The sequence below is a fragment of the Bradyrhizobium archetypum genome, from assembly GCF_013114835.1.
GTDB classification, from domain to species: domain Bacteria; phylum Pseudomonadota; class Alphaproteobacteria; order Rhizobiales; family Xanthobacteraceae; genus Bradyrhizobium; species Bradyrhizobium archetypum.
In genome coordinates this window covers 81,189-99,465 of sequence record NZ_JAAVLW010000009.1, presented here as the reverse complement: position 1 = coordinate 99,465, position 18,277 = coordinate 81,189, and the positions used below count along the sequence as shown (strand labels likewise).

The following is an 18,277-nucleotide window of genomic DNA, read 5'->3' as shown; positions in this document are numbered from 1 at the left end:
GATCGAGTATGTATGAAAAGGGCCGGACTCGCCGCCCGGCCCTGTTCCTCTGTGCGGATCGATCAGGACGCCTTCTTCTTGCGCAGGGCGTCCACGAACTTGATCAATTCGATGGTGCCGTCCCAATCCTTGGTGGTGGCGGGATGAAAGCCCTTCTTCTGGCCATCGGAGAGACGATCGAATGCCGCCTTGTCCTTGCCCGGCGCATCGAAGAAGGCCTTTGCGATCGCGGCCTTCAACTCCTCCGGCAGGTCCGAATTGTAGGCATAGGGTCCGTTGATGATCGGCGCCGACTTGTGGATGATGCGGAAGTCATCCTTTTTCATCGGCGAACCGTCAGAGTTCTTCAGCATCCCCTTGGTCAGCATCTGCGCCAGCGTCGAGTCGTCATCGCTCGTCCACTGGTTGGCGGCGACGTCGACCGTGCCCTGGGCCAGCGCCAGCATCGCGTTCTCGTGGCTGCCCGTAAACACGACCTTGCCGAAATATTGCTCAGCGTCGGGAACGCCCAGTTTGTTGAGCTCAAAGCGCGGCACGTTGTTGCCAGAGGTCGAATTCGGATCGACCAGACCGAGGTTCTTGCTCTTCACGTCATCGATGGTCTTGTACGGGCTCGACGCCTTGACGAAGAACACCGAGTAATAGCCGGTCGAGCCATCTGCATTGATGTCGTTGGCGAACGCGTCGCTTTTGACGCCGGTCAACCTGGCGCGCGCAAAGGAGGCCGAGCCGTAGCTGGCGATATGGATGTTGCCGGCACGCTGGCCCTCGATGACGGCCGCGTAGTCGTTGGCGATGCGCAGCGTGACCTTTACCCCAAGCTCCTTGGAGAGATAGGCGACGAACGGCGTCCAGCGCTCAGTCACGCCGGAAGCGTTCTCGGCCGGCACGACTGCGAAAGTCAGCTCCGGATATTTTGCCTTCCAGTCCTGCGCGGAGACGGCGGTGGCACTGAAGGCCAGCGCGGCAGCGCCGGCAAGCACGATGCGACGGTTGATCATGGAGTTCGTCCCTTCCGTTGTAATTCACCCGTTTCGGCCGATCGCGTCCTACGAACGGCCGTCCTGTCCTGGTGCGCCGGCTCAGGCCGCGGCCGCGGTGCCGAGTGCCGGAATAGTCGTCGCGTCCGGCGTCTCCACTGGCGCCCCGCCCATCACCTCATCGGCTTCGAGGTCGTAGAGCTCGCGCGCGATGCGGTCGGTCAATGTCGCCGGCGCGCCGTCAAATACCACGCGCCCCGCCGCCATGCCGATCAGGCGGTCGCAATAACTGCGCGCCAGGTCGAGCGAATGCAGGTTGCAAAGCACGGTGATGCCGAAATGCTTGTTGATGCGCAGCAGCGCGTCCATGACGATGCGCGTGTTGCGCGGATCGAGCGAGGCGATCGGCTCGTCCGCCAGGATGATGTCCGGCTCTTGCACCAGCGCACGCGCAATCGCAACGCGCTGCTGCTGACCGCCGGAAAGCTGATCGGCGCGCTGCGCAGCCAGTGTCGCCATGTCGAACTGCTCGAGCGCCGACATCGCCAGCGCCTTGTCGGCTTCGGGCCAGAGCTGGGCCAGCGACCGCCACGCCGGAATTTCGGCGAGCCGCCCCATCAGCACATTGGTCAGCACGTCGAGCCGGCCCACTAGGTTGAATTGCTGGAAGATCATGGCCGAGCGCGCACGCCACTCGCGCAAGTCGCGGCCGCGTAACGCGGTGATATCAACGCCGTCGAACAGGATGCGGCCCTCGGAGGGATCGGCGAGCCGGTTGATCATGCGCAGCAGGGTAGACTTGCCGGCACCGGAACGGCCGATCACGCCGACAAAGCTGCCCGGCGCAACCGAAAAGGAAGCATTGTCGACGGCCGCCTTTGTGCCGAAGCGACACGTCAAACCTTCAACCACCAGCATGCAATGCTCCACCCGCGTCGTTCTGGCTCGATCGCTAATGGAGGGATTTTACAGTTGTGTGACGGCCGCACTGCGCTGCGGCGACAGTCCACACCGCCATCCGTCATCGAAGCGTCATGACAATGTCATCAAGCACGCCGAAGACGTGGCACTTCCCGTATCGCTCGCGCATGGAAAATTTGGATGGCCGGCCAGCAGCTTTCAGTCCAACCTACCGTCGACTCCACGGCTTCTGTCCGCGACAGCAGGCTCGGCGCTTACAGCGAAGTCGGCGCGCGCACCATTCTGCTCGAAGTGACCATAGGTGACTACTCCTATGTCGTGAACGACGCCCAGATCACCTACACCACGATCGGAAAGTTCTGCTCGATCGCCGCGATGACGCGGATCAATCCCGGCAATCACCCGATGCACCGCGCCTCGCAGGCGCATTTTGCCTATCGCGCCAGTGCGTATTTTCCCGGCGAAGACGACGAGGCCGAGTTCTTCGCCTGGCGCCGCGCCCATCACGTCCATATTGGCCACGACGTATGGATCGGCCATGGCGCGGTGGTGCTGCCGGGCCGCAGCATTGGCACCGGCGCGGTCGTCGCCGCCGGCGCGATCGTCACCAAGGACGTTCCGGCCTACACCATCGTCGCCGGCAATCCGGCGCGGCCGATCAAGCGGCGATTTGCGGAAGATATCGCCAGCCGTCTCGTCGATCTCGCATGGTGGGACTGGGACCATGAAGCGCTGCGACGGGCGCTGCCCGATTTCAGGAAGCTACCTGTCGAAGACTTCCTCGACAAGTATGAAACTACCGGCGGACTTATTCACAACAAACGACGAAGTGCGACATCGTGACCGACATTCTTGTTGAAGGCGGCCGGGCCCTGCTCGGTGGCGAATTTGCCGAAACCTCGCTGCGGATTGCAGGCCGCGATATCGGCGCGATTGGCGACGATCAGGGGCGCAGCGCCTTCACCATCGATGCACGCGGGCTCCTGGTGCTGCCCGGCATCGTCGACCTGCATGGCGATGCTTTCGAACGGCAGATGATGCCCCGCCCCGGCGTCGACTTTCCGGTTGACGTCGCGCTCGCCGACAGCGACCGGCAGGCGATCGCCAATGGCATCACCACGGTATTTCACGCCACGACCTGGTCGTGGGAGCCGGGCCTGCGCAGCGGCGACAATGCACGGAAGTTGCTCGAAGCGATCGAGAGCTTAAGGCCCAGATTTGCGGCGGATACCCGCTTCCATCTCCGCCACGAGACCTACAATCTCGACGCGGAAACCGAGATCGGACAATGGCTGTCGGACGGTCGCGTCGACCTGCTCGCGTTCAACGATCACATGGATTCGACGGTTGCGAGCCTGGCCAAGCCGCAAAAGCGCAACCGCATGGTCGAGCGCACCGGTTTGTCCGGCAATGCCTTCGACGAGTTGGTACAGCGCGTCGTCGCGCGTGCCCATGAGGTGCGGGCATCGGTCTCGCGGCTGGCCGGCATCGCCCGCGCCGCAGGCACAAGGATGCTTTCTCACGATGACGAAAGCCCTGACATGCGCAGGGCGTTCAGGGCGCAGGGTGTCGCCATCGCGGAATTTCCGGTCAACGAACCGACAGCCCGCGAGGCCGCCGCAGCCGGCGATTTCATCGTGTTCGGTGCCCCCAATGTCGTTCGCGGCGGCAGCCACACCGGCTGGACAAAGGCTTCCGAGATGATCGAAAAAGGCCTGTGCTCCGTACTTGCCTCCGACTACTACTATCCCGCGCCGTTGCTCGCGGCCTTTCGCCTGGCCGCTGACCGCGTGCTGCCACTAGCGCAGGCCTGGCACCTGATCTCGACAGCGCCCGCAGAGGCTGCCGGCCTCGCCGACCGTGGCCGGCTCGCCGCGGGGCAACGCGCCGACATCATCCTCGCGGACGACGAGGTGCCATTGCGGCCGCGCATCGTCGCAGTCATTGCCGGCGGCAGGCTGGTCCACCTGACCGAAGCCAGCCGCGTGGTGCAGCCGGCCGCAGCATCGCGCCGGGCAGTTGCGATTGCCTGACGCGGCTCTATTCTTGCGCCGATGTCGAAATATCCCCGCTACGCCATCTACTACGCTGCTGAGCCCGGTAGCATCCTCGATCGATTCGGGGCCGAACTGCTTGGCTACGATGCCCATCGGGGCATCGACCTGCCCTTCCCGCCCGCGATAGAGTTGCCGCGCTGGCACGAACTGACGCAGGATCCGCGCAAATACGGCTTCCATGCTACGTTGAAGCCGCCAATGGCGCTGTCGCCTGACAAGAGCGAAGACGAATTGATCGCAGCGTGCGCAGCGTTTGCCCGTGCGCCTCGCGTCATTGCAACGATCAAGCCGGTCGTCGATATCATCAGCGGCTTCGTTGCGGTGGTGCCCGCCGCGACTTCCGTCGATCTCGAACACTTCGCTGCCGACTGTGTCCGCGAATTCGAGCCGTTTCGCGCGGCGCTGACGGAAGTGGATCGCGCCCGGCGCAACCCATCGAAGCTGACGCCACGGCAACGCGACTATCTCGATCGCTGGGGCTATCCGTACGTGTTCGAGGAATTCCGCTTTCACATGACGTTGACCGGCCGGCTGGATGCAGGCTTGCGCGTCCCTATTCTCGAGATGTTGCGCAGCCGTTTTCGAGATTGCGGTGTGGACGATCTAGCCATCGATAGAATTGCGCTGTTTCGTCAGGACGACCACGATCAGCGATTTCATGTCATCGGCCAATGGCCGCTTCAGAGCGCATCTCTCTGAGAATCGGTGCAGTCCCCCTGGACCGCTATCTCGGTCGGCAGGCAGCCTTTCACTCGCTTCGCGAGCACGACCAGACCCGCTACCTTCGGGTGAGAAAGTCGCCGCACGCCTTGGCGCAACCGGCGCGGCCGCGGGACTTGGCCTCCCGGCTTGACTGTCCCGGGCAACTCCGAAAACCTGTCGCTTTGGGCGGCTGACCTCAGCGATCCGTGTTCGGCGGGTGCGGAGCAACACGCGGTACCAGATGAGAATGGTTACCGGAAGTGGTACGGCTATTGCTTCCAGGCCAGCATGCGTGCGAGAGGAAAAGCAACATTATGATCCGCGTGTTTCTTGATCGGCTCTACCTATTCTCGGGCTATCTCGCTGGGCTTTTCCTCATTGCGATTTTCGTGCTGATGATGCTGTTGTCGGCTGGCCGGCCGCTTGGCCTCAATATTCCGGCGGGCGACGACTTCATCTCCTGGTGCATGGCGGCGACGGCCTTCCTCGGGCTCGCCCACACATTCAAACATGGCGAGATGATCCGCGTCGGCCTTCTGATCGACCGCCTCAACGACAGCGTGCGCCACTATGTCGAGATCGCAGCGCTCCTGATCGGCGTCGGCTTCATCGGCTTTTTCGCCTGGCACGCCGCCGTTATGACCTGGCAGTCGTGGAAATTTGCCGACATTTCGCAAGGCGTCATCGCGGTCCCGCTGTGGATCCCGCAGCTCGGCTACAGCAGCGGCCTGGTGATTCTCTTCATCGCCTTTGTGGATGAGCTGGTGCATGTGCTGCGCGGCTTCGCGCCGCGCTACGAATTGCCAAAGCCGCAGAGCGCTGAGGAAATTGTCGAACGCGCCATGCAGAGCGGGGTCTGACATGGAGCTTCTTTCCATCGCCGCCATCCTGCTCGGATTTCTGGCGCTGCTGCTCGGCGCCGGCGTCTGGATCGCCGTCGCTTTGATGGCGACGGGCTGGGCCGGCATGCAGTTCGCCGCGGGCGGCATTCCGGCAGGCAGCGTGCTGGCGACAACGGTGTGGGGCAACAGCGCATCATGGTCGCTCGCGGCGTTGCCGCTCTTCATCTGGATGGGCGAAATTCTGTTCCGCACACGCCTGTCGGAAGAGATGTTTCGCGGATTTGCGCCGTGGCTGAACTGGCTGCCGGGCCGCCTCATGCACGTCAACGTGCTCGCCTGCGGCGTGTTCGGCTCGGTATCGGGATCATCGGCCGCGACCTGCGCCACCGTCGCCAAGATCGCGCTGCCGGAGCTGAAGAAGCGCGGCTATGACGAAGATCTGAGCCTTGGATCTTTGGCCGGTGCCGGCACGCTCGGCATTCTCATCCCGCCGTCGATCACCATGGTGGTCTACGCCGTGCAGGCGAACGTCTCGATCATTCAGGTTTTCCTTGCCGGGTTTCTGCCGGGCCTCCTGGTGATGGCGCTCTATTCCGGCTACATCGCGATCTGGTCGCTTGCCAATCCCAAGCGCACGCCGCCGGCCGAACCGGCCATGAGCTTACACCGGCGCATCGCCGAATCGCTCAATCTCATCCCCTGCCTGCTGCTGATCATCTTCGTCTTCCTGTCGCTCTTGATGGGCTGGGCGACGGCCACGGAATGCGCAGCCTGGGGCGTACTGGGATCGCTCGCGATTGCATGGTGGCAGGGCGCGCTGACCTGGCAATCCTTCTGGGCCAGCGTGATGGGCGCAACAAGGGTCAATTGCATGATCCTCCTGATCTTGGCTGGCGCCTCCTACATGGGCACCTCGATGGCCTATACCGGCATCCCGATGGCGCTCGCGAACTGGGTGAACAGCCTGCAGCTCAGCCCCTATGCGCTGATCGCGGCGCTTACCGTCATGTACATCGTGCTCGGCACGGCACTCGACGGCATCTCCATGATCGTGCTGACGACCGCCATCGTCATTCCGATGGTGAAGCAGGCCGGCTTCGATCTGGTCTGGTTCGGCATTTTCCTAGTGCTGGTGGTGGAAATGGCAGAAGTCTCGCCGCCCGTCGGCTTCAACCTGTTTGTTCTGCAGACCATGAGCGGCAAGGATTCCAACACGGTCGCCAAGGCCGCCCTGCCGTTCTTCTTCTTGCTCGTTCTGGCGGTTGCCCTCATCACGGTTTTTCCTGATATCGTGATGGTGCTGCCGCAGATAGCGTTCCCTGGCTAGAGAGGTATTGTCATGTCCAGACTTTTTAAAACATTCGCACTGGCGGCCTGCGTCGCGGCCCTTGCCGTTCCCGCAATGGCGCAGACAAAATGGAATCTTCCGGCGGCCTATCCGGCGGATAATCCGCATTCGGTCAATCTGATCGCGTTCGCCAAGGACGTTGCCGATGCCACCGGCAACAAGCTGCAGATCACCGTGCATCCCGCGGCGTCGCTGTTCAAGGCGCCGGAAATCAAGCGCGCGGTCGCCACCGGACAGGCGCAGGCGGGCGAGGTTTTGATCTCGCTGCACGAGAACGAAGATCCGATGTTCGGCATCGACGTGATCCCCTTTCTGGCGACGAGCTATCCGGCAGCCAAGAAGCTGTGGCTCGCCTCGAAACCTGCCATCGAAAAGAAGCTCGCCTCGCAGGGACTTATGCTTCTGTTCGCGGTGCCGTGGGGTCCGCAAGGCATTTATGCCAAGAAGGACCTCAACACGGTCGAGGATATGAAGGGCCTGAAGTGGCGCGCCTACAATGTCGGCACCTCGCGCATCGCCGAACTCGTCGGTGCGCAGCCCGTCACCATCCAGGCCGCGGAACTGCCGCAAGCGCTGGCCACCGGAGTCGTCAACGCATTCATGACCTCGGGCTCGACCGGCTACGACAGCAAGTCCTGGGAAACCATGACGCATTTCTATGATACACAAGCCTGGATTCCGAAGAACGTCACCTTCGTGAACAAGGCGGCTTTCGACGCGCTCGACAAGCCGACCCAGGAAGCGATCCTGAAAGCGTCGGCGGTTGCCGAAGAGCGCGGTTGGAAGCTCGCGGAAGAAAAGGCGAAGTGGTATCTCGAACAGCTTCAGGCCAACAAGATGAAGGTGCTGCCGCCGCCTCCCGCGTTGAAGTCCGGCCTCGAGAAAATCGGCGAGCAGTTGACCGCCGATTGGCTGAAGAAGGCCGGCAGCGATGGTGAAGCCGTGATCGCTGCGTACAAGAAGTAAGGGCTGTCACTATCTCGTGGGGACGCGCGAGCACCGTGTCCGGTACATCCGATCTCCCGCGCGAAGCGCTCCTCATCGAAGACTTGAAAACCCGCCCGGCTTGGCCGCGGCGGGTTTTCAATCACAGCGTGCGGCAGCGCTCGATCGATGCAAGGTCGGGCGCTATTCCGAGGCCAGGCTCCTCGGTCAGAGCGACAGTTCCGTCGGAAATATGCAAGACCGGTCCGCAGAATTGATCGCGCAGCGGATTGTCGTTGACGTCCACTTCCAGCCAGCCGCCACCTCCGACGCCGGCAAGCAGATGGGCGGACGCCAGCAGTCCTATGCCACCACCGAGATAATGCGGACAAAAGGTCTTGGCGGCGGTCAGAATGTCGTTTGCCAATCCGCCGCAGATCGTCAGCCCGCCCCATTTGGCGATATCGGGCTGAACGACATCAAGCACGTTCCCTGCAAGAACCTGCTCGAAGCCGTCCCGGCTCGCAATGTTCTCGCCTGCCGCAAGCGGCATGCCGGCGCTGGTGCGCAGCCTTCGCCACTCCTCCTGCGGACGATCGGCGCGAAGCGGCTCTTCCAGCCAACGCAAGTCGAACTCGCCGAGGCGTGGCACGATCTCCAGCGCCTGGTCGATCGACCAGCCCTGGTTGGCATCCGCCGCCAGCATGCCTTTGCCGATGACGGCGCGCAGCGCTGTCAGGTTGGCGATATCCGTTGCCGTATCGAAGCCGACCTTCAGCTTCAGCGCGCGATGTCCGCGTTTCAGCGCCGCTTCGGCCGTCTGCTGCGCCCCGCCCGGATTGATGCCGCTGGCATAGACCTTGATCCTGGCAGAACGACCGCCCAGCACACGCCACAGAGGCTGCTTGTGCCGACGCGCATGGAGATCCCACAGCGCAAGGTCGATTCCCGCAATGGCCTGCGCAAACGGCCCGGGCTCTCCGCATTGCAGCGCCAGCACCGCGGTGCCTTTGCGTGAGCGTCTCGAACGCGTGCGCGGGATCATCAAACCTGCTTCCCGTCACCGCCGGCGCGAGCACCTCATTGACCAGGCGCGCCCGATGTTCGGCGCCCGTCGAAGGAAAATTCGACCAGACCTCGCCCCAGCCGACCACGCCGTCCTTGTCCTCGGCGCGAACGAACACCGCCGGGCGGTTCAGCATCCGGCCGAACGACGTCACCACCGGTGTCGACAGCGGGTAGCGGTAGCAGAACGCCTCGATTGTGCGAATGGTGAAGGCCATTTTCCGGATCCCGAACTTATCCTGTTGGCGATCAAGTTCACGACATGGCTAATAGGCGCGGGCGAAATCGCCTTCCTTCTTGATATCGCCAAAGGCGGGAAAGCGTGCCTTCCATCGGGCAGCCTTTGCCTTGGTCAGCGCATTAAGCCCTTCAAGCACGGCAACGCCGTCCTTCCGCAGGCTCGCCGCAACCGCTGCACGATCCGGGAAGTGCTTGCGAACGGCGTCAAGCCAGATCGTACGCCCCGCAAGGAAGCCGCCGGCGCCGGCCGCATAGGCAAACTCCAGCACCCGCTCGAATTTCTCGGGCGCCGCGCCGGCCGACAGCAGCACCCAGGGAATGTTCCGCTCGCGGCAGACCGCGCCGATGGCATCGAACTGCTCCTGCGCAGCTTGCGCCGCCGCGCTGCCATCCCGCGGCGGCAGGCTGTTGGCGGCGAGCGGGCTCTCCAGCTTCAGGAGGTCGACGCCATATTCCGGCTTGGCGAACTCGCGCACGCTTTGGATCACCAGTCCCGGCAGCTTGCCGGGCGATTCGACATAATCCGCAGTGTGGTTGGCGCTACCGAGGAATGGATAGACCAGGAGCTCCAGCACATAGGGAATGTCGTAGCGCGCGCAGTCCTGTCCGATCTCGCGCACGAACCTCTTCTGGTGTTCGTTGACGGCAGTGTCGGCATCAGGACGGTACCAGGCAAGCACCTTGACCGCGTCGCCGCCGATCGCGCGGATCTTCTCCACGCTCCAGTTGGCGATGGCCCGCGACTTGCGGCCTCCGGCGGTCTCCTCGACGCGGTGCTCTTCCAGCGTCATGATGAGACCGCAGCGCGCGGGCAAGAGATCGATCGCGGCGGGCACCGCGAAATTCGGATCGAACAGCATCGAGCTGCAATACGGCGACAGGTTTTCGACGAGCAGCCGCTTGGCGGCGGTTACGTCGGCATATTCGACCTGCTCGCGCGTAATGCCCTTCGCCTGCGCGATGGCGTCGAACAGCGGCGGCCGCTGGTCCAGGGCAACCATGCGAAAGTGCCCATCCGCATCGGCGAGGCGCGCAAGGCCACGGTTCTTTCCGATTGTTCTCATTGGTGCGTCCTCATCAAGGCAAGACAGTCGTGGATGGAAGGAATTCCGGCGCGGCCGCCCGAATGGGTGCATTTCAGTGCGGCGGCCGCGGCGGCGAATGCCATGGCGTCCCGCACCGCGAGGCCGGCTCCGATCGCAAAGACATAGGCGCCATGAAAGACGTCGCCGGCGCCGGTCGTGTCGACGACGGGAACGGTGTATGCGGCGCGCCGGTGCACGTGGCCGTGCTCGGACCAACTCACCCCTTCGCTGCCGCGCGTGACCGCCGTGACACGGCAATTGAACCGCGCGAGCTTGCCCAGCGCCGCGTCGTCCGCTGACCCCGCGAAGGCGGCTAGTGCAGGCTCGGAGAAGATGGCGTGGTCGGTGAGCGGCAGCAGGCGCTCGAACACGTCAGCGTCGGCAACGTCGCCATCGAGCACGGTCGGAATGCCGAGGGCGCGCGCTCTACCGAACAGCGCGACAGCGCCCTCGACCCAACGCGGATCGGCAAGCACCGCCGAGACATGGGCTACTTCATCCAGGGGAAGCCAATCGGCCGCCGCCGGAAAGGCTCCACGAAAATTCACGATCTGCCGCTCTCCGGATGCGTCGACGATGATTCCCGACACCGAGGAGCGTCCATCCGCAAACAGCTTGAAGTTTGCGACGTCGATCCCCTCGGCAGCCATCGCCGCGCGCATTTCGCGCCCCGCCGCATCATCGCCCGCGCGCCCCCAGAATGCGACTGAGCCACCAAGGCGCGCGCCGGTGACGGCAGCGTTTGCGGCCATCCCGCCGCCGAGCGTCGAATAGTCGAATCCCCGGAGCTTCGCGCCCTCGCCGGCAAAGAACCGCTCGACACGCCAGACCTGATCAAGCGCGGAGAGCCCAAGGCAGATGATGCGCACCCGCCCGGCCTTCGCCGCCATATCCGCAATCGCCCCGCGATCTTCGGTCCCTTCCCGCACGGTCACTGCAGCACCCGGCCATCGGTACTGTCGAACAGATGCGTCTTGCCGGGCTGCGGGCGAAGGCTGACGCGATCGCCGACCTTCGGCCGCAGCGACGGATCGACGCGCGCAATGGCGGAAGCGCCGGCAAGATCGAAATGGATCAGCGTATCCGAGCCGAGCGGCTCGACCAGCTTGATCATCACAGCCATGCCGTCGGCGGGATCGGCCGCCACGGCGAAATGCTCAGGCCGGATTCCGAGCACGCCCTTGCCCGCCTGGCGCAGCGGGCCACAACTCTCCAGCCCGAGCGGAACCCTCGCGCCATCTTGCGAAAATACGACGGCCTCGCCGCGCCACTCGACGGGAAAGAAATTCATCGCCGGCGAGCCGATGAAGCCCGCCACAAACTGGTTGGCCGGCCGCTCATACACCGCCTCCGGCGTGTCGTATTGCTGCACGGCGCCGCTTTGCAACACCACGATGCGGTCGGCCATGGTCATGGCCTCGATCTGGTCATGGGTAACGAAGACCATCGTGGTCTTCAGCTCCTGCGACAATGCCTTGATTTCGGCCCGCACCTGCCCGCGCAGCTTTGCATCGAGATTGGAAAGCGGCTCATCGAACAGGAACGCTTTCGGATTGCGCACGATCGCGCGTCCCATCGCCACGCGCTGCCGCTGACCGCCGGACAATTCCTTCGGCTTGCGGTCGAGATAGGGTTCGATATGCAACAACGCCGCGGCGCGCTTCACCCGCGCATCGATCTCGGCCTTCGGCGTTCCCCGCAGCTCGAGCGCAAAGGACATGTTCTCGTAGACGCGCATATGCGGATAGAGCGCGTAGTCCTGGAACACCATGGCGATGTCGCGCTGCGCAGCCGGAATGCCGTTGACCCGCTTGTCGCCGATATAGAGCTCACCTGCCGTAATCGGCTCAAGCCCTGCGATGATCCGCAGCAGCGTGGACTTGCCGCAGCCGGAAGGACCGACGAAGACGACGAACTCGTGATCGGCGATCTCGAGATTGAGATCGGGGATCACGGCAAAGTTGCCGTAGCGCTTGACGAGATTGCGGATCGAGATCGAGGCCATGAGCGTTCAGTCCAGCGCCAGCACGGGCTTGATCAATTCGCCCTTGGCGAAACGTGCGAAATTCTCCGGCAGGCTCGAAAGGCCAAACTCGCCGTCGACCAGGACGCGATACTCGTCCTTGTAGCGGCGCAGCAGCGCGACGTTCGGCTCGAAATCGGCGATCGGGAAATAGAAGGTGCGGATCATGTAGAAGTCCTTGCGGCGGAACACCTTGCCTTCCTCGATGGTCCAGGGTGCGGCGTTCTCGCCAACCAGCACCAGCGCGCCGCGGGGCAGAACGAGCTCGATGCCAAGGTTGCGCGCTGCATGCGCCCCCGAGCATTCCATGATCAGCGCAAAGCGTTTCGAGGTATCGCCGACCGGATGCGCCGTCGCGCCGAAGGACTGCGCGATCGCAAGCCGTGCCACGTTCGGATCGGCGACATGGATGTCGCCATAGCCGAGGCTGCGCAACACCAGCACAACGCCAAGGCCGACGGGTCCCGCGCCCATCACCAACACAGGGCCAGCCTCTTTGGGCGGCACCACGCGGCTGACAAACCGCACGGCGTGCCCCGAGGTGCCGATCACGTCGAGCAGCAACGGTGCAAGGCTGTCCTCGATATCGTCGGGCACCGGCAACAGGCAGTTCTCCGGCACCGGCACATATTCGGCATATCCGCCCGGCCGGTTCCAGCCGATCAGGCTCGACACTTCCAGACACATCTGCGTGTCGCCGCGCTTGCAGGCATCGCAGCGGTCGCAATGAAGCGGGATATAGACGGCGCAGCGGCGACCATGCAGCCGGTGGTCCGGCTGCTCGACCACGCCGAAGATTTCGTGACCGGCGGTGAACTCCGCACCCTTGTGCCAGAGCTTGAAATCGGAGCCGCACAGCGCCGTGCGCGAGATGCGCACCAGCACCTCGCCGGTCGCCACTTCCGGTATCGCCACGCGCTCGATAGTGATGCGTTCGTGGCCGTGGAAGACGGCAGCCCGCATGATCGAATTGCTGAGCGGAGAGACGTTCATCGGAGCACCTAACCTTTGACCGCGCCGAGCGTCAGCCCGGAGACCAGCCACCGCTGAACCAGCGCGGCAAGAATGAGCGGCGGCAGCGCGATCAGCGTTGCCGCAGCCATCAGCGCGCCCCATTGCGTCGAGCCTTCGCCGATGAAGTTGAAGGCGGCCGCGATCAGCGTCTTGCTGTCGCCGTTCGACAGCACCAGCGCGAACAGGAAGTAGTTCCACGAGAAGACGAAGGCCAGGATCGCCGCCACCGCGATGCCCGAGCCGACCAGCGGGAGCGCGATCCGCCACAGGATCCGCGTGACGCTGCAGCCGTCGACCTGCGCGGCCTCATAAACGCTGCGCGGGATGCCGTCGAAGGACGGCAGCAGCACCCAGATCACGATCGGCAGCGTGATGACGGCGTGGCTGAGAATGAGCGCCGTGTACGAGCCGATCATGCCGACCTGCCGGAACATGACGTACCACGGCAGCAGGAACAGCGTGCCTGGCGCCATGCGCGCCGCCAGCGTCAAGATCGCCGGCCATGAAACCCGGGTCCATGACACGGCGAAGGCCGCCGGGATTCCGAACAGAAGTCCGAGGCTGGTCGAGCCGATGGTGACGATCAGGCTGTTGACGGCATAGCTTGCGAACGGCGTCGTCTTCATAAGCTGAACGTAGTTCTCCAGCGTCGGGGTGAAGACCAGCGTCGGCGGGTAGGCCGTCACCTCGAACGAAGGTTTTAGCGACGACAGCACCATCCACACCGTCGGCGCCAGGATGATGATGCCGGCAAGCGCGAGCTGCAGCAGGTTGAGATAGCGGATCCAGCGATCGGTGGTCGGCGCGTCGGTCATGCGGCAGCTACCAGGCGACCGCGCCGCGCAGGCGGTTGAACGCGAGCACCGCGCCGAACACGATCGCGGTCAGCGTCAGCATCAATGCGCTGGCATAGCCGATGTTGAAAAATTCGAATCCGACGCGGAAGCCGTAGACGTTGAGCGTGTTCGATGCGTTGCCGGGACCGCCCTGGGTCGTGATGTAGATGATGTCGAAGAAGCGCAGGAGATCGACGCTGCGCAGGATCGCGGCAGTGACGATGGTCGGCAGCAACAGCGGCAGCGTAATGCGCTGGAAGGTCTTGAACGGTGACGCGCCGTCGATCTGGGCAGCCTCATAGACGCTTGGCGGCAATGACTGCAGCCCCCCGAGCACGATCAGCGCGACGTAGGGCGTCCACTGCCAGCTGTCGATCAACGCGACGGTCGGAATAACCCAGGTCGGCGAGGCCAGCCACTCCGACGGCGGCAAGCCGAGCGATTGCAGGATGTAGTTTGCCGCTCCGAGCGAGGGATCGAGGATCACCAGCCACATCATGCCGGCGACCACCGGCGGCATCATGAAGGGCGAGATGAACATCGATCGCACGATGCCAGGCAGGCGCTTGGCGTGAAACAGCACCAGCGCCAGCCAGACGCCGAACACGAGTTGCAGGACCAACGCGAGAATGTAGAGCGCGATGGTGATCCAAAGGCCGTGCCAGAACTCATAGTCGGAGGCGAGCTTCGAGTAGTTCGCGATACCTGCGAAGGACTGCTTGCCGGTTGACGAGAAGCTCTGGAAACCGAGCCATATCGTGTAGACGACAGGAAACGCGATCATCGCGACAGTGAAGATTACTGCCGGCGCCGAGAGCGCCGACAGTTCCAACCTTTGCCGATCCTGCGTCAATGTCGCAGCGGCATCCGACATGCTTCCGCTTCCTTTCAGATTCCGGTCATCGATCTCGCGCCGGCATTGGCTCCACGCGGCGCGCTGGTCGCTACTTTTGCGCAATCAGCGCATCGAGCGCCTTGTCCGCCTCGGCACAGGCCTGATCGACGGTCTTCTGCTTCAGGATCAGGTCCTGCACAGCCTGGCCGATAAATTCGCGCGATTGAGGGTTGGCGACGATCGGATAACCGACCTCGGAAGACCCCTTCGTCGCGAGCACGTCGAGCGCGGCCTGCCATTCCTTGCGGACCGGTTCGGCGTCGATCCATTTGCGGTATTCGGGATCGTTGGCGACCGCCGGCCGCGGCGGCGCGATGCCCTGCAGCGCCATGCGCTTCTGAATCTCCGGGCTTGTCGCCCATTGCACGAAGTACCAGGCGGCCTCCGGCTGCCTGCTGTACGCGGACACGGCGATGCCCCAGCCGATCGCGGTCGGCACCTGTCCGGCCTCGCCCGCCGGGAATGGCGCCAGGCCGGTATCCTTCAGCCGCTCGCCGCCGTCCATCACGGTGCGCAACTCGTTGGAAGATTCGAACGACATCGCGGCGCGGCCGCCACGATAGAGCGCCGATATCTGCTGGAAGCTGTAATTGACGACGCCGGGCGGGCCGTACTCGCGCAACAGCCGGCTATAGGTGTCCAGCGTCTGCTTGCCCTTTGGCGAGCAAAGATTTGACTTCCCGTTCGCCATGTACGTGCCGCCGATGTTGTGCAGCATGTTGCTGAAGGTGTAGGCGACAGCGGGCTTCAGCCCGCGCGAGACAAACGGCGTGATGGTGCTGTCGCAGGCCTTGATCTTCTGCGCCGCGGCTTCGAGATCCTTGATGGTCGCCGGCTTCTCGACACCGCATTTCTTGAGGATGTCGGTGCGGTAATAGAGGATCGGGCCCTCGATGTTCATGGGCATGCTGGTCAGCTTGCCATTGAACGTCCCGGCCTTGAGCAGTGCTTGGCTCAGGCCAGCGAGATCATACTCCGCCGCCGCCTCGTTCTTCGACATCGCCGAGAGATCCGCATACCAGCCCGCGGCGGCGAACTGCTCGCCTTCGCGCGACGGCAGGGTCATGAAGACGTCGACCTCGTCGCTGCGCGCGTTCATGACCGTGACCAGGCGCTGGCGCATCTGCTGCTCCTGGTAGCCGTCGACCTTGAGCGTCATCCCCGTGAGCTTTTCGAAATCGGCCTTGTAGGTCAGCAGCGCCAGCCCGACGGGGTTGTTGTTGGCGAGGAACGTGACGGTCTTGCCCTGGAATTTCTTCCAATCGAAATCAGCCGCATGCGCCTGCGCGCCGACGGCGACTGCCGCGACAACCGGCAACGCTGCGCGCGCCGCAAACATCCTGGCGTTCATTGAACTCCTCCCTGACCCGGCTTGTCCGCCCGTTCGGTGGCGCCTTCTATTTCGTCGCCGCCTGTAAACGGTTTCATCCTAAGCGTCACCTCACGCGTGTCAAGCGATGGACAATCCATCGAACATCTAGCAAAATCGCTGGCGTTCGCTCGATAGACATCCCAACAATCTATGTAACGTTACATCTACCGCAATCATGAGCCCGCCACACGCCGCATCGTTGAAACAAGGCATTCGCGCCGTCGCGGCGCGGGCCGGCGTATCGACGGCGTCGGTCTCGCGCGCGATCAATAACCCCGAAGCGGTCAGCCCCTCCTTGCGCGCACGCATCTCGCAGGCGATCGAAGCCGTCGGCTACATCCCGCACGCGCCGGCGCGCATTCTGTCGTCGCGCCGCTCGCGCACGCTGGGCGCGATCGTGCCGACCATCGACAACACGATGTTCGCCCGCGGCATCGCCTCGCTGCAAAAATATCTCTCTTCCGTTGGCTACATGCTGCTCCTGACCACCAGCGGCTACGACCTCGATGCCGAGCTCGAACAGGCGCGCAACCTGATCAGCCGCGGCGTCGATGGTCTGGTGCTGCGCGGCGATTGCCATCACGACGCCTTGCGCAAGATGCTGGCCGACAATGCGGTGCCCTTCATCAATGTCGGCATCTATCGGCCCGATCGTCCCTACCCCTGCGTCGGCACCGACAATGAGGCCGCGGCCTACCGCGCTGCCGCGCATGTGATTGAACTCGGACATGTCAGGATCGGGGTCGTCTCAGCGCTCCAGCGCAACAATGATCGCGCCAGCGCGCGTGTCGCCGGCTTCCGTCGCGCCCTTGCCGAAGGCGGCATCGAGCTGCCGGAAAAATGGCATGTCGAGGTGCCCTACACGCTCGACGATGCGCGCGAGGCGGCGCGCTACCTGCTCAGTCTCGATGATCGCCCGACGGCGGTGGTCTGCGGCAACGACGTCATTGCCTATGGCGTGCTGCTGGAAGCCGAGCGCAGCGGGTTCGCGGTGCCGCGCGACCTCTCCGTTGTCGGCTTCGACGATCTCGACTGGAGCCGGCATCTGCGGCCCAGCCTGACCACCATTCACGTCCCCACCGGCGAGACCTGGCAGCGCGCCGGCGAATATCTGGTCCGGCGGCTGGCCGGCGAGCAGACCATCATGCATCACGAGGTGGACTATTCGCTCGTCGTTCGCGAGTCGACGGCTCCGCCTCCGTCTCTGAAACGACAGGGAAGATCCCGATGACCACTAGCTTCTCGCTGGCTCAAGGCTTTCATGCCGTCGTGATCGGCGGCGCGGGCGATATCGGCGCGGCCATCAGCAATTTGCTCTGCGAGATGGGCGCAACGGTCACCGCTACGGCCGTCAACGACACCGATCTTGCCCGCACGCCGCTGAAGCCGCGGGCAGGACTTGAACTGACGACGCTCGACGTCACCGACGACGCTGCGGTCGCTTCGCTTGCGCAACGGCATCGCCGCGTCGACGCGCTGGTCAATTGCGCCGGCATCCTCATGCGTGACAAGGAATATGAGATCGAGACCTTTACCAAGGTGCTCGACGTCAATCTCACCGGCACGTTCCGTACCTGCATGGCTTTCCGCCCGCTGCTCGCCAAAAGCAACGGCTCGATCGTCAATATTGCATCCATGAACGCTACGCTGGCGCTCCCGCGCATTCCCGCCTATTGCGCCAGCAAAGGCGGCGTCGTGATGCTGACCAAGGCGCTCGCGCTGGCCTGGGCCGAGGACGGCATCCGCGTCAATGCGGTGGCGCCAGGCTATATCGAGACCTCGATCAACGCCGCCGGCCGGTCCGACCATGCGCATTACCAGCGCATCGCCGACCGCACCGCGTTCAAGCGCTGGGGACAGCCGGAAGATGTTGCCGGCGCCGTCGTTTTCCTCTGCATGCCGGCATCACACTATGCGACCGGGACGGTGGTCGCGGTCGATGGCGGCTTTCTCGCAGGCTAGCGGGCGGACGA

Annotated in this window: 17 protein-coding genes and 1 pseudogene; 8 read left to right on the top strand and 10 right to left on the bottom strand. The window is 63.7% G+C overall.

The genetic code is table 11. From position 1 onward, the window contains the following. Positions 1-62: 62 nt before the first annotated feature. Both phnD and phnC read right to left on the bottom strand, forming a co-directional pair. Positions 63-1,001, bottom strand: coding sequence for a phosphonate ABC transporter substrate-binding protein (gene phnD, locus HCN50_RS27250; RefSeq protein WP_171712983.1), 939 nt, complete (start codon positions 999-1,001; stop codon positions 63-65). Between the two features lie 81 nt (positions 1,002-1,082). Continuing rightward, positions 1,083-1,898, bottom strand: coding sequence for a phosphonate ABC transporter ATP-binding protein (phnC, locus tag HCN50_RS27245; protein WP_171712982.1), 816 nt, complete (start codon positions 1,896-1,898; stop codon positions 1,083-1,085). Positions 1,899-2,081: 183 nt separating this feature from the next. On the opposite strand from phnC, the gene HCN50_RS27240 reads away from it, so the two are divergent. The 6 genes from HCN50_RS27240 (at position 2,082) to HCN50_RS27215 (ending at position 7,816) form a co-directional block, all read left to right on the top strand. Continuing rightward, positions 2,082-2,744, top strand: a complete 663-nt coding sequence (locus HCN50_RS27240) for an LbetaH domain-containing protein (protein WP_171712981.1) — start codon at positions 2,082-2,084, stop codon at positions 2,742-2,744. After that, positions 2,741-3,934 (top strand): alpha-D-ribose 1-methylphosphonate 5-triphosphate diphosphatase, encoded by a 1,194-nt coding sequence (locus HCN50_RS27235; RefSeq protein ID WP_311968227.1) that lies wholly within the window; start codon positions 2,741-2,743, stop codon positions 3,932-3,934. Before HCN50_RS27240 ends, HCN50_RS27235 begins: the two co-directional genes overlap by 4 nt. A gap of 21 nt (positions 3,935-3,955) precedes the next feature. Further along, positions 3,956-4,657 (top strand): DUF1045 domain-containing protein, encoded by a 702-nt coding sequence (locus HCN50_RS27230; RefSeq protein WP_171712980.1) that lies wholly within the window; start codon positions 3,956-3,958, stop codon positions 4,655-4,657. 317 nt (positions 4,658-4,974) lie between these two features. Then, positions 4,975-5,520 (top strand): TRAP transporter small permease, encoded by a 546-nt coding sequence (locus tag HCN50_RS27225; protein WP_171712979.1) that lies wholly within the window; start codon positions 4,975-4,977, stop codon positions 5,518-5,520. Between the two features lies 1 nt (position 5,521). After that, the gene (locus HCN50_RS27220) at positions 5,522-6,829 is read left to right on the top strand and encodes a TRAP transporter large permease (protein WP_171712978.1); all 1,308 of its coding nucleotides are present in this window, start codon (positions 5,522-5,524) and stop codon (positions 6,827-6,829) included. A 12-nt stretch (positions 6,830-6,841) separates the two neighbouring features. Beyond that, positions 6,842-7,816 carry a TRAP transporter substrate-binding protein gene (locus HCN50_RS27215; RefSeq protein ID WP_235977230.1) on the top strand — a complete coding sequence of 325 codons (975 nt, stop codon included), beginning with the start codon at positions 6,842-6,844 and terminating at the stop codon, positions 7,814-7,816. Between the two features lie 121 nt (positions 7,817-7,937). Here the strand turns inward: HCN50_RS27215 and HCN50_RS27210 are convergent. From HCN50_RS27210 to HCN50_RS27175, 8 genes and pseudogenes are all read right to left on the bottom strand, one after another. After that, positions 7,938-9,057 (bottom strand): annotated as a pseudogene (locus HCN50_RS27210) (mandelate racemase/muconate lactonizing enzyme family protein). A 48-nt stretch (positions 9,058-9,105) separates the two neighbouring features. Beyond that, on the bottom strand, positions 9,106-10,143 hold the full coding sequence (locus HCN50_RS27205; RefSeq protein WP_171712977.1) for a tagatose 1,6-diphosphate aldolase: 1,038 nt from the start codon (positions 10,141-10,143) through the stop codon (positions 9,106-9,108). Next, positions 10,140-11,099, bottom strand: coding sequence for a sugar kinase (locus HCN50_RS27200; RefSeq protein WP_311968226.1), 960 nt, complete (start codon positions 11,097-11,099; stop codon positions 10,140-10,142). The genes HCN50_RS27205 and HCN50_RS27200 overlap by 4 nt, the downstream gene beginning before the upstream one ends. Beyond that, a complete protein-coding gene (locus HCN50_RS27195; RefSeq protein WP_171712976.1) occupies positions 11,096-12,169 on the bottom strand; it encodes an ABC transporter ATP-binding protein in 1,074 nt (357 codons plus the stop codon). The genes HCN50_RS27200 and HCN50_RS27195 overlap by 4 nt, the downstream gene beginning before the upstream one ends. A gap of 6 nt (positions 12,170-12,175) precedes the next feature. Continuing rightward, a complete protein-coding gene (locus HCN50_RS27190; protein WP_171712975.1) occupies positions 12,176-13,180 on the bottom strand; it encodes an alcohol dehydrogenase catalytic domain-containing protein in 1,005 nt (334 codons plus the stop codon). Between the two features lie 8 nt (positions 13,181-13,188). Next, the gene (locus tag HCN50_RS27185) at positions 13,189-14,016 is read right to left on the bottom strand and encodes a carbohydrate ABC transporter permease (protein WP_171712974.1); all 828 of its coding nucleotides are present in this window, start codon (positions 14,014-14,016) and stop codon (positions 13,189-13,191) included. Between the two features lie 7 nt (positions 14,017-14,023). Continuing rightward, positions 14,024-14,911, bottom strand: coding sequence for a carbohydrate ABC transporter permease (locus HCN50_RS27180; protein WP_171712973.1), 888 nt, complete (start codon positions 14,909-14,911; stop codon positions 14,024-14,026). Between the two features lie 70 nt (positions 14,912-14,981). Beyond that, on the bottom strand, positions 14,982-16,283 hold the full coding sequence (locus HCN50_RS27175; RefSeq protein ID WP_171712972.1) for an ABC transporter substrate-binding protein: 1,302 nt from the start codon (positions 16,281-16,283) through the stop codon (positions 14,982-14,984). A gap of 220 nt (positions 16,284-16,503) precedes the next feature. Here HCN50_RS27175 and HCN50_RS27170 point away from each other — a divergent pair, with 220 nt between their 5' ends. Together HCN50_RS27170 and HCN50_RS27165 are read left to right on the top strand one after the other, a co-directional pair. Then, a complete protein-coding gene (locus HCN50_RS27170) occupies positions 16,504-17,535 on the top strand; it encodes a LacI family DNA-binding transcriptional regulator (protein ID WP_235977229.1) in 1,032 nt (343 codons plus the stop codon). Then, the gene (locus tag HCN50_RS27165) at positions 17,532-18,266 is read left to right on the top strand and encodes an SDR family NAD(P)-dependent oxidoreductase (protein WP_171712970.1); all 735 of its coding nucleotides are present in this window, start codon (positions 17,532-17,534) and stop codon (positions 18,264-18,266) included. The genes HCN50_RS27170 and HCN50_RS27165 overlap by 4 nt, the downstream gene beginning before the upstream one ends. The last annotated feature ends 11 nt before the right edge of the window (positions 18,267-18,277 follow it).

Coding starts and splice junctions, on each gene's coding strand:
- phnD (WP_171712983.1), bottom strand. CDS start 1,001: ATGATCAACCGTCGCATCGTGCTTGCCGGCGCTGCCGCGCTGGCCTTC.
- phnC (WP_171712982.1), bottom strand. CDS start 1,898: ATGCTGGTGGTTGAAGGTTTGACGTGTCGCTTCGGCACAAAGGCGGCC.
- HCN50_RS27240 (WP_171712981.1), top strand. CDS start 2,082: ATGGCCGGCCAGCAGCTTTCAGTCCAACCTACCGTCGACTCCACGGCT.
- HCN50_RS27230 (WP_171712980.1), top strand. CDS start 3,956: ATGTCGAAATATCCCCGCTACGCCATCTACTACGCTGCTGAGCCCGGT.
- HCN50_RS27225 (WP_171712979.1), top strand. CDS start 4,975: ATGATCCGCGTGTTTCTTGATCGGCTCTACCTATTCTCGGGCTATCTC.
- HCN50_RS27220 (WP_171712978.1), top strand. CDS start 5,522: ATGGAGCTTCTTTCCATCGCCGCCATCCTGCTCGGATTTCTGGCGCTG.
- HCN50_RS27215 (WP_235977230.1), top strand. CDS start 6,842: ATGTCCAGACTTTTTAAAACATTCGCACTGGCGGCCTGCGTCGCGGCC.
- HCN50_RS27205 (WP_171712977.1), bottom strand. CDS start 10,143: ATGAGAACAATCGGAAAGAACCGTGGCCTTGCGCGCCTCGCCGATGCG.
- HCN50_RS27195 (WP_171712976.1), bottom strand. CDS start 12,169: ATGGCCTCGATCTCGATCCGCAATCTCGTCAAGCGCTACGGCAACTTT.
- HCN50_RS27190 (WP_171712975.1), bottom strand. CDS start 13,180: ATGAACGTCTCTCCGCTCAGCAATTCGATCATGCGGGCTGCCGTCTTC.
- HCN50_RS27185 (WP_171712974.1), bottom strand. CDS start 14,016: ATGACCGACGCGCCGACCACCGATCGCTGGATCCGCTATCTCAACCTG.
- HCN50_RS27180 (WP_171712973.1), bottom strand. CDS start 14,911: ATGTCGGATGCCGCTGCGACATTGACGCAGGATCGGCAAAGGTTGGAA.
- HCN50_RS27175 (WP_171712972.1), bottom strand. CDS start 16,283: ATGAACGCCAGGATGTTTGCGGCGCGCGCAGCGTTGCCGGTTGTCGCG.
- HCN50_RS27165 (WP_171712970.1), top strand. CDS start 17,532: ATGACCACTAGCTTCTCGCTGGCTCAAGGCTTTCATGCCGTCGTGATC.